The sequence below is a fragment of the Aureimonas psammosilenae genome, assembly GCF_009176975.1.
GTDB lineage: Bacteria > Pseudomonadota > Alphaproteobacteria > Rhizobiales > Rhizobiaceae > Plantimonas > Plantimonas psammosilenae.
Genome location: NZ_WEZG01000003.1, coordinates 39498 through 54093, shown reverse-complemented (window position 1 = coordinate 54093; position 14596 = coordinate 39498). Strand labels below are relative to the sequence as shown.

Genomic DNA, 14596 nt, shown 5'->3' with positions numbered 1-14596 from the left:
GCCGCCGGCATCGTAAAGGCCCTTTCCCGCATGATCGCGGGGAAGGGCGCCCGCTCCAGCGTATCGAGCATCGAAGAACCGAGCGGACCTTTCCGCAGCGGGAGGCAATCTCAATGACAGCAGTCCACGAGGCCGCGGCGGAGGGCTCGGGCGTGATCGTCAAGAAACGGCCGCGCAACCTTCTGCCCTACCTGTTGAGTCTCCCGGCATTGCTCGTGACCGCCGGGATCTTCATTCCGTTCGTGACGGCGGTTTATTACTCGCTCCTGCGCTATCGCTTGTCGCTGCCGCAGTTCCGCCGGTTCGTGTGGTTCCAGAACTATATCGACTTTCTGACCGACGGCCGCTTCTGGTACACCGTGCAGGTCTCGCTCACCTATACGGTTCTGACCGTCGTCATCGAGCTTCTGCTCGGCCTCGGCATCGCGCTTCTCCTTCAGCGCACGACGCGTTTCAACAATCTCGCGGCGATGCTCCTGCTTCTGCCGCTGATGGTGGCCCCCGCGCTGGCCTCGTTGATGTGGAAGCTGATGACGGACCCGAATTTCGGCATCCTCAGCTATCTTCTGTCGGTGATCGGCATCACCGGTTTCCGCTGGGCTTCCGATCCGTCGACGGCACTTTTCACCGTCGTTCTCGTGGATGTCTGGGTTTATACGCCATTCATCGTGGTGCTTCTCCTGGCGGGCCTTCGCTCGCTGCCGCGCCAGCCTTTCGAGGCCGCGGCGCTCGACGGTGTGCCGAAGACCTTCGTGTTCTTCCGCATCACCCTGCCGATGCTCTTGCCCTATATCCTGACGGCCTCGCTGTTCCGGCTTCTGGAAAGCATCCAGCAGTTCGATATCGTTTATGCGATGACGCAAGGCGGCCCTGGCAACACGCTCACCGTATTTCAGGTCGAGAGCTACCTTCAGTTCTTCCAGTTCACCAATGTCGGGCGCTCGGCCGCGCTTCTCATGGTGCTGTGGGCGATCACCTACTTCCTGTCGAGCGTCTTCGTGAAGAACTGGCTGCGCCTGCGCGAACGCGCGCATGGGCTTTCATAAGGGGAGAGGCGTCATGGACTACACCTCACCGGCCGAGCGTATCCTGCGCGGCATCCTGATCGCTTTGGTGCTGATCTTCTTCCTGTTCCCGATCTTCTGGATCTTCCTGATGAGCTTCCAGACGAACGCGCAGATCCTGCGCATTCCGCCGAGCTTGTTCTTCACGCCGACCCTGGAGAACTACACGGCCCTGATCACCGGGCGTCTGCAAACGGCGTCCGGCGTTCTGGAGCTGAACTTTATGAACAACCTCTGGAACAGCCTGATCCTTTCCACGGTCTCCGTGATCATCTCGTTGTTTCTCGGCGTGCCGGCGGCCTACGCCTTCGCGCGCTACAAGTTTCGCTTCTCAGAGGACATTGCCTTCACGCTTCTGTCCTTCAAGTTCGCGCCGCCGTTGCTTGTGCTTCTGCCGCTGACGATGTATTTTCAGGCGATCGGACTTGCCAACACCTATATCGGCCTGATCTGGATCTACCAGCTCATCACGCTGCCGCTCATTCTCTGGATCGTGCGCGGTTACTTCGAGGATATCTCGCCCGATATCGAGAACGCCTATCGCATCGCGGGTTTCTCGTGGGCGCGGATGTTCTTCAAGATCTCGATTCCGTTGGCCATGCCGGGGATCGCTGCGGCGGCGCTTTTGTCCTTCATCTTCGCCTGGAACAACTTCGTCTTCGCCCTGGTGCTGGCTTCGGCCGACAAGCAGCCCGTCACGGTCGGCGCGCTCGCCTTCGTCACGGCCTCCGGCATCCAGTACGGGCAGATCGCGGCGGCCATCGTCCTGTCGATCGCGCCGACTCTCGCCCTTGCCGTCGTCGCGCAGCGCTACCTCGTCGAGGGGCTGTCGCTCGGCGCCGTGAAAGGCTGAACCCATGGCCATGCTCAAACTCGACCGCGTGACCAAGCGCTACGGATCGGAAACGGTGCTGGACGGCGTTTCCTTGAGCGTCGCGGAAGGCGAAACGGTCGCGATCTTCGGCCCGTCCGGATCCGGCAAGACGGTGCTTCTTCGCCTCATCGCCGGCATGACCGAGCCGGACGAGGGCGCGCTTCTGATCGGCGGCCAGGACATGATCGGCGTCGCGCCCGAAAACCGCGCCGTTGGAATGGCCTTCCAGAACTTCGCCCTGTTCCCGCATATGAGCGCCTACGAGAACATCGCAAGTCCGCTGGAAGCGCGCCGTTCGGGACGCGAGCAGGTGAAGGAAGGGGTCGACCGCGTGGCGCGGCTTCTGAAGATCGACCACGTTCTCGGCCACGCGCCGCGCCAGTTGTCGAATGGCCAGAAGCAGCGCACCGCGCTTGCCCGCGCATTGGTCGCGGCGCCCAAGCTTCTGCTGCTCGACGATCCGCTGCGCAACGTCGATGCCAAGCTGCGCTTCGAGATGCGCCTCGAACTCCCGCGCCTTCTGCAAGGCTTCGGCTCGACCGTGCTCTACGTCACGCAGGACTATCGCGAGGCCATGGCGCTCGGAAACCGCATCGCGGTGCTCGTCGGCGGTCGTTTCGTGCAGGTCGGCACCCCGGAGGAGATCTACGACCGCCCGGCGACGATCGAGGTCGCCAAGCTCTTCGGCGATCCGACGATCAATCTTCTGGAGGCCGAAGTGCAGGCCGCTGGCGGGGCGACAGTCGCGTCCGTCGGCCGACGGCGCTTTTCGCTTGCAGCCGGTTATGAAGACATGGCGGGACGCCGCGTCACGCTCGGCATCCGGCCGGAAAACATCGATTTCGCCGATCCCGGCCATCCCGACGCCCTGCCGGTCCGCGTCGCCGCCCTCCTGCCGCTCAACGACCGGCTCGTCCGGCTTGTGGTGGGCGAGGACGGACACGAATTCAACGTATCGAAGAGTTCGGGCACGCGGGCGCTCGGCGAAGGCGAAACCGCGGCGATCCGCGCGGAGCCGTCCTCCATCATCCTCTTCGACTCGGCGAGCGGCGAACGTATCGCCCCAAAGATCGAGGCACGGGAAAGGGTAGCTGCCACATGACCGCTTCCGTTTCGCTTCGCGGCGTCAACAAGATCTACGCGCGCAAGGCCAAGAACCCGATCTATGCGGTGAAGGACTTCAACATCGAGATCGCGCCCGGCGAGATCGTGGCGCTGCTCGGCTCGTCGGGTTGCGGCAAGACCTCGACGCTGCGCATGATCGCGGGCTTCGAGGACGTCACCGAGGGCGAGATCCTCATCGGCGGGCGGCCGGTGCATCGCCTCGCTCCTGCCAAGCGCAACGTCGCCATGGCCTTCGAGGGCTACTCGCTCTACCCGCCGTTGACGCTCCGCCAGAACATCGCCTTCGCCCTGAAGGGCGAACGTCTGGACGCTGCCGAAACGAACCGGCGCGTCGACGACATCTCCAAGCTTCTCGAGCTCGGACCCCATCTCGACCGCTATCCGTCCTCCGTTTCGGCCGGTCAGCAGCAGCGCGCCAGCCTCGGTCGGGCGCTCGTGCGCAAGGCCGATATCTACCTTCTGGACGAGCCGATGGGGCAGCTCGAGCCGCAGCTTCGCGCGGCCCTTCGCGGGCGCCTCAAGCGGTACTTGCGCGAACACAAGATGACCGCCGTTCTCGTCACCCACGACCAGACCGAAGCCAACGCGCTCGCCGACCGCATCGCCGTAATGGAAGGCGGCCGCCTCCAGCAGTTCGCTTCGCCGGCCGAACTGAAGGACTCGCCCGCCAACCTCTTCGTCGGCACCTTCATCGGCGAGCCGCCGATGAACGTTTATCGCGTGAAGCCCGTCATCGGCGAAGGGCGCGTGACCTTCCGGGGTGCAGGCGGAACTCAAGCGGAAGTCCTATCCTATGAGGCCGGACAGTTCACCGCGCCGATCCAGGCGCTGATCGGCCGGCAGGAGGAGATCGTCCTCGGCATCCGCCCGCACGACGTCGCGGTGGGCGACGGGCCGAATGCCGGCGAGATCGTGTCCAACCAGTGGATCGGCGACCAGACCCATATGGAAGCCTCGTTTCCCGGCGGCGTCATCGTTTCGACGCTGGATGCGCGACATCCCGGGCGGCAGGGCGAGCCGATCCGCCTGTCGGTGCCGGCCGGCAAGCTCCATATCTTCGCCGGAGACGGCAAGGCGATCGCCCACGGCACGCGGCCGGTCTGAAGGCATCACGAATGGCAGGACAGGCAAACCAGGGCATGAACGGCCGCGAAGGCGTCATCATCGGCATCGATGCCGGAACATCGGTGGTGAAATCGGTCGCCTTCACGCTGGACGGCAGGCAGATCGCCGAGGCGGCGCGGCCGAACCGCTATTGGCGCGTCGCCGATGGCGGCGTCGAGCAGGACATGGGAAAGACCTGGAAAGACACCGCCGCGACCCTGCGCGAGGTGGTTGAGAAACTGCCCGGCGGGGCGGCGAGCGTCATTTCCGTTTCCGTGACGGGGCAGGGCGATGGAACCTGGCTGGTCGACCGCGACGGCGAGCCGGTGGCGCCTGCCTGGCTCTGGCTCGACGCGAGGAGTGGTGCGCTCGCGACCGAACTCATCGCCAGCCCATCCTACCCCCGCCGCTACGAGACGACGGGCAGCGGTCTCAATGCCTGTCAGCAGGGCGTGCATCTTCTCCACATGAAGCGACATATGCCGGAGCTTCTGGAGCGTTCCGCGACCGCGCTCCATTGCAAGGACTGGCTGTATTTCCGCCTGACGGGCCAGCGCGCCACCGATCCGACGGAAGCCTGCTTCACCTTCGGCGATTATCGCACCCGCAACTATTCCGATTTCGTGATCGAGGAACTGGGGCTTCGCGACGAGCGACGGCTTCTTCCGCCGATCGTGGACGGCCGGACGGAAAGCCACGCCCTTTCGGACGCCGCCGCGCGGGCGACGGGCCTCACCCCCGGAACGCCCGTGGTGCTCGGTTATGTGGATGTCGTCTGCACCGGCATCGGCGGCGGGCTGATCGACCCGACCGGCGAAGCGGGCTGTTCCATTCTTGGCTCGACCGGCATGCACATGCGCTACGTGAAGAGCGCCAAGGACGTCGTTCTGAACGAGAGCCGCAGCGGCTACGTCATGCTTCTGCCGGACGGCCAGTCCGCGGCGCAGATCCAGTCCAACATGGCTGCGACCCTCAACATCGACTGGATGCTGGACCTCGCCTGCGGCATCCTGCGCTATGAGGGCGTCGAGCGCGGGCGCAAGGATCTCGTCCGGCAACTCGACGAGCGTGTTCTGGACGCGCGTCCGGTCAGCGCGCTTTACCATCCCTATATCTCGGAGGCCGGCGAGCGCGGTCCCTTCATGGACCCTTTCGCGCGGGCGCAGTTCACCGGGCTTCAGTCCGATTCCGGCTTCTACGACCTGATGCGCGCCGTTCTGGAGGGCCTCGGTTTCGCGTCGCGCGATTGCTACGAGGCGACGGGCATGGTGCCGCGCGAGGTACGGCTGACCGGTGGCGCGGCGCGTTCGAAGGCGATGCGCTTGATCCTCGCCAGCGTCCTCGGGCGTCCGATCCGAACGGTGGAGCGCGAGGAAGCCGGCGCAGCCGGCGCGGCGATGATCGCAGCGGTGCAGGCGGGCCTTTATCCGAATATCCAGGCTGCGGCCGAAGCTTGGGTCGAGCCGCTGGTCGGTCCGGCCAGCGAACCGGATGCGGCCTTGGTGCCGACCTACGACGAGGCCTTTGCACTATACCGCGAGTTGCGCGAGAAGCTGCAGCCATGCTGGGCAAGGCTCGCAGAGATCAAGTCGAGGCACGAGACATGACGACTCACGCGATCACCATCATCGGCGACCATTTCATGCTGCCGCAGATGTTTCGGGAAGCGATCGACGAGGCCTGCGACCAGCCGCCGCCCATGGTTCTCCACACGCTCGACTGGCCCGATCGGCCGATGGAGTTCGGCATGGCGGGTTTGCGCGAATATCAGGGTTCGGAGGAGGATACGCTCGAACTGATCGGCGATGCGGATATCCTGGTGACCCATCTGGCGCCCCTGTCCCGCGCCATGCTGGAAAAGCTGCCCAAGCTGAAGTTCATCGCCGTGTCGCGCGGCGGGCCGGTGAACATCGACATGGAAGCCGCGCGCGAATACGGCGTCACCGTGGTCAACACGCCCGGTCGCAACGCCAGCGCGGTGGCGGAATTCACCATCGGCGCGATCCTCACCGAGACGCGGATGATCACGCGCGGCCACGATGCGCTTCGCGCCGGTGAATGGCGCGGCGACCTTTACCGGGCCGACATGACGGGCCGCGAGCTTTCCGAGATGACCGTCGGCGTCATCGGATATGGCGAGATCGGATCGCGCGTCGTGAAGCTTCTGAAGGCTTTCGGCTGCCGCATCCTCGTCGCCGATCCTTACGTACAGATCTCGGCGGACGATCTCAACGCCGGCATCGAGCATGTGTCGATCGAAACCCTTCTGGACGAGGCCGATGTCGTGACGCTTCATTCGCGCGTGACGCCCGAGACCACGGGTTTCATGAACGCCGAAGCCTTCGCCCGGATGAAGCCGGGGGCGACCTTCGTGAACACGGCGCGCGGGCCTATGGTCGATTACGACGCATTGACGGAAGCCCTTCGAAGCAACCATCTGCGCGGCGCGATGCTGGAGACCTTCGCGGTCGAGCCGGTGCCGCTCGACTGGCCACTTCTGAAACTTCCGAACGTAACGCTGACGCCCCATATCGCGGGCGCGTCGGTGAAGACGGTGACGATCGCCGCGACGCGGGCCGCCGAGGAAGTTCGGCGCTATCTGGCTGGAGAGCCGCCGCTCAACCCGTGCTGAAGGGTCGGGCCTATCCGAAACGATCGCAGGGCCTCCGGCCGGCGGTACAGACCATGGTGATGCCTTGAACGACACATCCGAGATCTTCGACATTCTCGTCGTGGGCGGCGGCGTCAACGGTGTCGGCATCGCGCGGGACGCGGTAGGGCGCGGGCTGAAGACGGTGTTGTGCGAGAAGGACGATCTCGCGCAGGGCACGTCGTCGCGTTCCGGCAAGCTCGTCCATGGCGGCCTGCGCTATCTCGAATATTACGAGTTCCGCCTCGTGCGCGAAGCGCTGACCGAACGCGAAGTGCTGATGGACGCCGCGCCGCACATCATCTGGCCGATGCGCTTCGTTCTTCCGCATTCGCCCGAACAACGGCCGGCCTGGCTCGTTCGTCTCGGCCTGTTCCTTTACGACCATCTCGGCGGCCGCAGGAAGCTGCCCGGAACTCGTAGCCTGAACCTCCTGACCGCGCCGGAAGGCGAGGCGATCAAGCAGCAATATTCGCGCGCCTTCGAATATTCCGACTGCTGGGTGGACGACGCGCGGCTCGTGGTCCTGAACGCGCTCGACGCCAAGGAACGCGGCGCCACCATCCTGCCGCGCACCGCCGCGACATCCATCCGCCGCGAAGACGGTTTGTGGATCGCGACCCTCACCGCCAAGGACGGCACGACGCGCACTGTGTGGGCGCGCGCCGTCGTCAACGCCGCCGGGCCCTGGGTGGAAAACATCGTGCGCAACGTCGCGCGGCAAAACTCCACCAAGCGCGTTCGCCTGGTCAAAGGCAGTCACATTGTCACTAAGAAGTTCTGGGAGGGCAACCAGGCCTATCTCTTCCAGAACACAGACAAGCGCGTGATCTTCGTGAATCCCTATCAGGGCGACCTCACGTTGATCGGCACCACGGACATTCCCTATGACGGCGACGCCGACGATGTCGCGGTGGAGGGCAGCGAGATCGATTATCTCCTGAAAGCCGTCAACCGTTACACCAAGACGCAGTTGAAGCCGGAAGACGTTCTTTACTCTTTCTCCGGTGTGCGCCCGCTTCTGGAAGACGACGCCGACAACCCTTCCGCCGTGACGCGCGACTATGTCTTCGAGATCGACGACGTCGGTGGGAAAGCACCGATGCTGTCCATCTATGGCGGCAAGATCACCACCTACCGAGAGCTTGCCGAGCGAGGACTCGATCGAATGGAAGGCTATTTCCCGGAAATGAAGAAGGCCTGGACGGCGCGCGTCCCGCTGCCGGGCGGGGACATGCCGGGAGCGGATTTCGACCGGTTCGAGCGCGATCTTCGAAGCCGCCATCCGTTCCTGCCGCCCGAAATCGCCCATCACTACGCGCGTCTCTACGGCACGCGGACGGAGAGATTGCTCGGCGGAGCGAAGGATATGGCGGGTCTCGGCCGCCATTTCGGCGGTCGCCTTTATGAGGCGGAAGTCCGCTACCTCATGGTCGAGGAATGGGCGCAAACGCCGGAGGATGTGCTGTACCGTCGGACGAAACAGCACCTCCACATGACTCAGGCCGAGATCGAGGCCTTCGAGGACTGGATGGACCGCGAGCGGGGCGTGCTCGCGGCCTGAGCCCCTTCGGGCCTCAGAAATCGCCGAACATGAGTTGGGCCTGCGGTGCTTTCTTGGGCGCAGCGCGCGGCGAGGGCGGTGCTTCGCTTTTCCGGCGCCGCATGCGGGCCTTCGCCTGATCGCGCGCGACGGCTTCCGGCGCGGCGGGATCGTCATTCAGCCATTTGCCGCGTTTAATGACTTCGTTGACCCGGCCCTGGTTGACGCCGATGCGGAAGGCGATCTCCTGCTGGGTCATCTTGGTATGCTCGTGCATCTCCAAGATACGACGCGCGATCTCCGGCGTCATCTTCTTGCCGGTGATGCGCCGGGCAGGGCGAACGGTGCGCTTCGAGCGGTCGCGCTCCCGCAAGCTGTCCAGAACGGAAAGCGCCGAGGTATTGCCTTGTTCGCGCAAGGCATCTTCGAATTCGCGTAGGGTGGTCAAGACGCTCGCCTTCTCCAGCCTTCACTGTTTGTTCCGGATGGAGATTTGGCGCTTTTCATCGCAAGCGCAAGTCTCGCGCAAGAAACGCCAAGCGAAAACATGCGTTGAGGGTCTCTCGAAGCCTCGCCTTTCATCGCGTCGGCGGGGGACTATGTTCGTTCGGGACGTTAAACGGCTCGCGCATCATGACCTCCGAATTGGCCAAGTTCTCTTCGATCCACAGCCATGGCTTCGTTCGCGTGGGTGTGGCGACGCCCATGGTGACCGTCGCCGACCCCCAGCGAAACGGTGAAGCGGCCGTCCAAGCGGTGAAACGGGCCGCGGCCGCGAACGTCGATCTCCTCATCTTTCCCGAACTGAACATTTCCGGCTACGCGATCGACGATCTCCACCTCCAAGACGCGCTTTTGAAGGGCGTGGAGGAAGCGGTCGCCAGCCTTGCGCGGGAAACGAGCGAGCATCCGACGGTCTTCCTCGTCGGTGCGCCGGTGCGGCGCAACGGGCGCGTCTACAATTGCGCGATCGCAGTCGCGAGGGGGCGCATTCTCGGCGTCGTGCCGAAGATCTTTCTGCCGAACTACCGCGAATATTACGAGAAGCGCTGGTTCGCGTCCGGTGCCGGGCTGGCGGGCCTGACGATCGACTTCGCCGGGCAGACCGCGCCGTTCGGCGCCGACCTTCTCTTCGCTGCCACGGATCTCGCCGACTTCGTCTTCCATATCGAGATCTGCGAGGATTACTGGGCGCCGACGCCGCCTTCCACGGACGGCGCGCTTGCCGGAGCGCTGATCCTCTGCAACCTGTCGGCCTCCAACATCACGGTCGGCAAGGCCGACGACCGTTCGCTCCTGTCGGCGTCGCAGTCCATGCGCTGCGTCGCGGCCTATGCCTATTCGGCGGCCGGAAGCGGTGAAAGCACGACCGATCTTTCCTGGGACGGGCAAGGCTCGATCCACGAGATGGGCGAGCTCCTGGCGCAGTCCGAGCGCTTCGCACGCGAACCGCAGATGATCGTTGCCGACGTCGATGTACAGCGTATCCGGCTGGAGCGCATGCGCACCCCGACCTTCAACGATGCGGCCGCGCGGCAGGGGCACCCGGAACTCCGGTTCCGCACCGTCTCCTTCGAGCATGGCCCAAGCTTTGCGGATGTCGGCCTCGAACGCTCGCTGCGGCGCTTTCCTTACGTGCCGGACACGCTGTCCCGGCTCGATCAGGATTGCTACGAAAGCTTCAACATCCAGGTCCACGGGCTGGTGAAGCGCTTCGAGGCGACCCACGCCTCGCATATGGTGATCGGCGTTTCGGGCGGTCTCGATTCGACGCAGGCCCTGATCGTCGCCGCGAAGGCTTGCGACCTCCTCGGCAAACCGCGCTCAACCATTCTCGGCTACACCATGCCGGGCTTCGCGACCGGCGACGAGACCAAGGGCAATGCCTGGAAGCTGATGCGCGCGCTCGGCATCGAGGCGGCGGAAATCGATATCCGCCCGGCCGCCCGGCAGATGTTGGCGGATATGAACCACCCCTTCGCGCGCGGCGAGAAGGTGTACGACATCGCGTTCGAGAACGTGCAGGCGGGCCTTCGGACGGACTATCTCTTCCGCCTCGCCAACAACCGCAACGGCTTCGTGATCGGCACTGGCGACCTGTCGGAACTGGCGCTCGGCTGGTGCACCTACGGCGTCGGTGACCAGATGAGCCACTATGCCGTCAATGCGGGCCTCGCCAAGACGCTGATCCAGTATCTGATCCGGTGGTCGATTTCGTCTGGCCAGTTCGAGCCGGAAACGGGGGATGTGCTGCGAGCGATCCTGGCGACCGAGATCTCACCCGAACTCGTGCCGCCGGGGGAGGACGGCGTGATCCAGAGCACGCAGTCCAAGATCGGTCCCTACGAACTTCACGACTTTTTCCTGTTCCACACGCTGCGCTACGGCCTGCCGCCGTCGAAGACGGCGTTCCTCGCCTGGAATGCCTGGCGCGATGCGTCCGCCGGTCGCTGGCCGGCGGGTTTCCCAGAAGAAGGACGCAACGCCTACGATCTCGCCACAATCCGGCGTTGGCTGGAAGCCTTCATCATCCGCTTCTTCCAGACGAGCCAGTTCAAGCGCAGCGCCATTCCGAACGGGCCGAAGATTTCGGCCGGAGGCGCTTTGAGCCCACGCGGCGATTGGCGGGCCCCGTCCGACAGCGTCGCGGATGCATGGCTGAGGGAGTTAAGGCAAGCGCTTCCGCCGGACGCGTGATCAGCCCGAGGCCGGCCAGGCTTCAAGGAGGACCGCCGTTTCGGTCAGGAATATCTGCTGGCTGAAACGGCTGCCGTAGACGGTGATGAGCGCGTCATGCGTTTCATCCGCCGAACTGCAAAGCGCGTCCTTCGGCAGAATAACGGAATAGCCGAGATCGATCGCCGAAAAGACGGCCGCCAGCACGCAGACATCCGTTTCCGCGCCAGTGACGACGATCGTGTCGACCCCGCGCTCCTTCAGCATATTGTCCAGATCGGTGGCATGAAACGGCGAATAGCCCGGCTTGTCGATGACGGTCGCGGGAGGAACGAGTGCGGCCAACGGCTCGACCAGTTCGATCAGGCCGGGGTCCATCTCGTTTAGCGTGAATTCATGCCAGCGTTCGAAATAAAGACGCCATGCGCCTTTGGTATCCGCCGCCCGGCGCGGCGGGATGAAGCGCGAGAAGATGGTCTCGGAGGAATGAGCCTGCGCGATCCGAAGCGTTTCTGGGAGCACCCGTTCCATCCACGGCGTGTTCCATTCCGTGTCTTCCGCGAACATCCGCTGCATGTCGATGCAAAGGTGGACGACGCTACGTTCCGAAAGGTTCGGCAGACCATCTTGTTCGGTCATTCACATATCCCCCCATCGCCAGCACGAACCGACGGATGTCGGCTGGCATGGGAAGGAAATCCAATCGCGCGGCGGCCGTTCCTACCCAATTTCAGTCAGGTCTCAATCTCGGGCGAAGTCCAGGGAGAAGGGAGCGAAGGGGGCGCCTCGGGCGCCGCGAACTGGTCGCGGTGACCGCGAACGAGCTTGCGCACTTCGGTCGCGAGTTCCGCGAGGTCGGTCTTGTCCTTGGACAGAACGCCGTCGGTGTTGCGCTTCAAATCCTGGTATTCCTGCCGAGACAGGTTTTTCGAGGTTAGGACGACCACCGGCACGCTGGCTGTTTCGTTCCGTTCGCGCAGATGCCGGATGAACGCGAAACCGTCCATTTCCGGCATCACCAAGTCGGTCAGGACGAGGGCGGGAATGTGATCCGTCATCTTCTCCAGCGCCTCGCGGCCGTTGGTTGCGAGGATGACGGAAAAGCCCTCGCGCTCAAGGATGGCCTGAGTACGCGCGAGATGGTCCAGATCGTCGTCGACGGCGAGGACGGTACGGTTCTCATGCGTCACGAAGCGGTCGAGAACCTTGCGCAGATGGCTCCATTGAACCGGCTTCAAAAGGTAGTCTGAAGCGCCGAGCGCATAGCCGAGGCTGTGCTGGTCGATGATGGTGAGCATCACGACCGGAATACGCGACAGGTCGGCGTCGTTCTTCAAGGCGCTCAGCACCGACCAGCCGTCCATGCGCGGCATGGTCACGTCGAGGAGAATCACGTCGGGCCGGATGGCCCTCGCCATCTCAAGCCCGGCCAACCCATCGGAAGCCGTGCGCACGACGAAGCCTTCCTTGGACAGGAAACGCGTGACGAGATCGCGCGCGTTGGGATCGTCGTCGATAGCGAGAACGACACCCATGGAGGCCAGCCGCTCTTCAACCGGAACGGGAACGATCACCGCGTTCTCGACCACGGTATTCGCCGCGATGGCGGGCAGCTTCACTGTGAAGGTTGAGCCTTGGCCTTCCCGGCTCGTCACCGCAATATCGCCGCCGAGCAGCTTACAGAAGGCCTTGGTGATGGCGAGGCCGAGGCCCGTTCCGCCGAAGCGGCGCGTTGTCGAGGCGTCGGCCTGCGTGAAGCGCTGGAACAGCTTCTGAAGTTGGTCCGGCGTCATGCCGATCCCCTTGTCCGACACGTCGAAGGTCAGCCAATCGCGGCCGAACTCGGTCGTGCGCCGGGCGGTCAGCGTTACCGTGGCGTTTTCCGAGAACTTCGCGGCGTTGGACAGGAGATTGATGAGGCATTGGCGCAGCTTCACCTGATCGGTGTGCATGTCGCCGAGATCGATATCGCCCTCGATCTCCAGCCGATTTCCCTTTTTCTCCATCAGCACCTGCACCGTGCTGCGGATGTCGGACAGCGCCTCGCCGACCGAGAAGGTCTCCAAGAAGACCTCCATGCGCTCCGCTTCGATCTTGGAAAGGTCGAGGACGTTGTTGATGAGGCTGAGGAGGTGGTGGGCATTGTTGTTGATCTTGCGCAGGTCCGCCAGAAGCCCTTTTTCACCGAGCTCCTCGACCTCTTCTTCCAGCATCTCGGCATAGCCGATCACGGCCGACAGCGGCGTGCGGAGTTCGTGGCTCATATTCGCGATGAACTCACTTTTCGCCCGATTGGCGTTGTCGGCCTGTTCGCGGGCGAGTTGGAGTTCCTGTTCCTGCTGGCGCTGACGGGTGACATCCGTGTTGGTGCCGAACCAGCGCAGGATGGCGCCTTGCGCGTCGCGGATCGGAACGGCTTGCGACAGGAACCAGCGATAGCTGCCATTCGCGCCGCGCAAGGGGAACGTGTCTTCCCAGTTGCGTCCGCTGGCGATGGCTTCGAGAAAGCTTTGGCGCACGCGTTCCGCATGGTCGGGATGCTGCGTTTCCAGCCATTCGGCCCCGGAAAGCCGGTCTGCCGGCAGTCCGGTGTAATCGAACCAGCGGCGATTGTACCAGAAGATCGAGCCGTCCGGCCGGGCGGTCCAGACGAGCTGGGGCACGTTGTCCGCAAGCCCCTGGAACTGCAGGTTGCTTTCGTTCAAGGCGGCGGCGGTGCGCTTCTGCTCCGTGATGTCGGTATGCGAGCCGATCCAGCCTCGAACGCCTCCGTTACCGTCGAAGATCGGAACGGCATTGGCGAGCATGTCGCGCCATTGGCCGTCCCGCCGCCGGACCCGGTGTTCGACGGAATAGCGTTTGATCTCGGCACTCGCTTCGTTCCAGGCGCGGGCGCTGTGGTCGCGGTCCTCGGGGTGGAGAGCCGTGGTCCAGCCCCAGCCGGAATATTCCTCTTCCGTTTGCCCGGTGAATTCCGACCAGCCCGGCTGCTCGCCCCGAAAGATGCCGCTCGCCTCCACATGCCAGACAATGGCTGCCGTGGATTCCACGAGGACGCGGAACTGATCCTCAATGGTGGGAACGGGTTCTTGGGGGTCGGACTGCGAGTGATCGGCGTTCGGGACCGTCGGAAATGTCATCTCGTCTCGCGTTGCCGGAATTGCAGCCGGCAAACAACGTTTCGCGGCGCGGTTCGATCCGCGCCGCGAAAGAGAATTCGGGCGGCCTCGTTCAGCGGTCGCGGACCGGCAGATTGTCGGTGGTCGGCGAGGTCGAATAACGCTGACGCCGCCCGATCATCATCATCGGAATGCTGGCGAAGGAAAGCACCAGCGAGACCACGGTGAACAGGCCGATCGTCGGGTTTTCCTCGACCGCCGTCGTGTAGAAGGTGAGGTAGAGTTCGTAGAGGAAGAAGGGCGGCGCGAGGGTGAAGAGAAGCGCGCCGGCATAGCCGAGCGTGCGGAAATGGGTGGTGACGTAGGTGTGGGGAACGCCGTTCTGCATGGGCGGAAACTCCAGCGATGTTATGCCGGTTCTGCTGCCACGCCATGCTTGCC

At 63.9% G+C, this 14596-nt stretch carries 12 protein-coding genes; 8 read left to right on the top strand and 4 right to left on the bottom strand.

Going from position 1 to position 14596, the window contains the following annotated elements:
* Positions 1 to 113: 113 nt before the first annotated feature.
* The 7 genes from F9929_RS06975 to F9929_RS06945 all read left to right on the top strand — a co-directional run bounded on the left by F9929_RS06975 (position 114) and on the right by F9929_RS06945 (position 8381).
* Complete coding sequence (locus F9929_RS06975; protein WP_152045843.1) at positions 114 to 1046, top strand: carbohydrate ABC transporter permease; 933 nt, start codon at positions 114 to 116, stop codon at positions 1044 to 1046.
* Positions 1047 to 1059: 13 nt separating this feature from the next.
* On the top strand, positions 1060 to 1917 hold the full coding sequence (locus F9929_RS06970) for a carbohydrate ABC transporter permease (RefSeq protein ID WP_152045842.1): 858 nt from the start codon (positions 1060 to 1062) through the stop codon (positions 1915 to 1917).
* 4 nt (positions 1918 to 1921) lie between these two features.
* The gene (locus F9929_RS06965; protein ID WP_152045841.1) at positions 1922 to 3040 is read left to right on the top strand and encodes an ABC transporter ATP-binding protein; all 1119 of its coding nucleotides are present in this window, start codon (positions 1922 to 1924) and stop codon (positions 3038 to 3040) included.
* On the top strand, positions 3037 to 4167 hold the full coding sequence (locus tag F9929_RS06960; protein WP_152045840.1) for an ABC transporter ATP-binding protein: 1131 nt from the start codon (positions 3037 to 3039) through the stop codon (positions 4165 to 4167). Before F9929_RS06965 ends, F9929_RS06960 begins: the two co-directional genes overlap by 4 nt.
* An 11-nt stretch (positions 4168 to 4178) precedes the next feature.
* On the top strand, positions 4179 to 5774 hold the full coding sequence (locus tag F9929_RS06955; protein WP_235919095.1) for an FGGY-family carbohydrate kinase: 1596 nt from the start codon (positions 4179 to 4181) through the stop codon (positions 5772 to 5774).
* Complete coding sequence (locus tag F9929_RS06950; RefSeq protein ID WP_152045839.1) at positions 5771 to 6799, top strand: 2-hydroxyacid dehydrogenase; 1029 nt, start codon at positions 5771 to 5773, stop codon at positions 6797 to 6799. Before F9929_RS06955 ends, F9929_RS06950 begins: the two co-directional genes overlap by 4 nt.
* A 64-nt stretch (positions 6800 to 6863) precedes the next feature.
* Positions 6864 to 8381: a glycerol-3-phosphate dehydrogenase gene (locus tag F9929_RS06945; RefSeq protein ID WP_152045838.1), complete on the top strand. Its 1518-nt coding sequence runs from the start codon at positions 6864 to 6866 to the stop codon at positions 8379 to 8381.
* 13 nt (positions 8382 to 8394) lie between these two features.
* On the opposite strand, the gene F9929_RS06940 is transcribed toward F9929_RS06945, so the two are convergent.
* Complete coding sequence (locus F9929_RS06940; RefSeq protein ID WP_152045837.1) at positions 8395 to 8808, bottom strand: RNA polymerase subunit sigma-70; 414 nt, start codon at positions 8806 to 8808, stop codon at positions 8395 to 8397.
* A gap of 185 nt (positions 8809 to 8993) precedes the next feature.
* Between F9929_RS06940 and F9929_RS06935 the strand changes: the two genes are divergently transcribed.
* Positions 8994 to 11057: an NAD(+) synthase gene (locus F9929_RS06935; RefSeq protein ID WP_152045836.1), complete on the top strand. Its 2064-nt coding sequence runs from the start codon at positions 8994 to 8996 to the stop codon at positions 11055 to 11057.
* Here F9929_RS06935 and F9929_RS06930 read toward each other — a convergent pair whose 3' ends face one another.
* The 3 genes from F9929_RS06930 to F9929_RS06920 all read right to left on the bottom strand — a co-directional run bounded on the left by F9929_RS06930 (position 11058) and on the right by F9929_RS06920 (position 14543).
* A complete protein-coding gene (locus tag F9929_RS06930; RefSeq protein WP_152045835.1) occupies positions 11058 to 11675 on the bottom strand; it encodes an isochorismatase family cysteine hydrolase in 618 nt (205 codons plus the stop codon).
* Positions 11676 to 11770: 95 nt separating this feature from the next.
* On the bottom strand, positions 11771 to 14176 hold the full coding sequence (locus tag F9929_RS06925; protein ID WP_152045834.1) for a hybrid sensor histidine kinase/response regulator: 2406 nt from the start codon (positions 14174 to 14176) through the stop codon (positions 11771 to 11773).
* A 91-nt stretch (positions 14177 to 14267) separates the two neighbouring features.
* Positions 14268 to 14543 carry a hypothetical protein gene (locus F9929_RS06920; RefSeq protein WP_152045833.1) on the bottom strand — a complete coding sequence of 92 codons (276 nt, stop codon included), beginning with the start codon at positions 14541 to 14543 and terminating at the stop codon, positions 14268 to 14270.
* Positions 14544 to 14596 lie beyond the last annotated feature (53 nt).

Coding starts and splice junctions, on each gene's coding strand:
- F9929_RS06930 (WP_152045835.1), bottom strand. CDS start 11,675: ATGACCGAACAAGATGGTCTGCCGAACCTTTCGGAACGTAGCGTCGTC.
- F9929_RS06960 (WP_152045840.1), top strand. CDS start 3,037: ATGACCGCTTCCGTTTCGCTTCGCGGCGTCAACAAGATCTACGCGCGC.
- F9929_RS06925 (WP_152045834.1), bottom strand. CDS start 14,176: ATGACATTTCCGACGGTCCCGAACGCCGATCACTCGCAGTCCGACCCC.
- F9929_RS06970 (WP_152045842.1), top strand. CDS start 1,060: ATGGACTACACCTCACCGGCCGAGCGTATCCTGCGCGGCATCCTGATC.
- F9929_RS06975 (WP_152045843.1), top strand. CDS start 114: ATGACAGCAGTCCACGAGGCCGCGGCGGAGGGCTCGGGCGTGATCGTC.
- F9929_RS06950 (WP_152045839.1), top strand. CDS start 5,771: ATGACGACTCACGCGATCACCATCATCGGCGACCATTTCATGCTGCCG.
- F9929_RS06920 (WP_152045833.1), bottom strand. CDS start 14,543: ATGCAGAACGGCGTTCCCCACACCTACGTCACCACCCATTTCCGCACG.
- F9929_RS06955 (WP_235919095.1), top strand. CDS start 4,179: ATGGCAGGACAGGCAAACCAGGGCATGAACGGCCGCGAAGGCGTCATC.
- F9929_RS06965 (WP_152045841.1), top strand. CDS start 1,922: ATGGCCATGCTCAAACTCGACCGCGTGACCAAGCGCTACGGATCGGAA.
- F9929_RS06935 (WP_152045836.1), top strand. CDS start 8,994: ATGACCTCCGAATTGGCCAAGTTCTCTTCGATCCACAGCCATGGCTTC.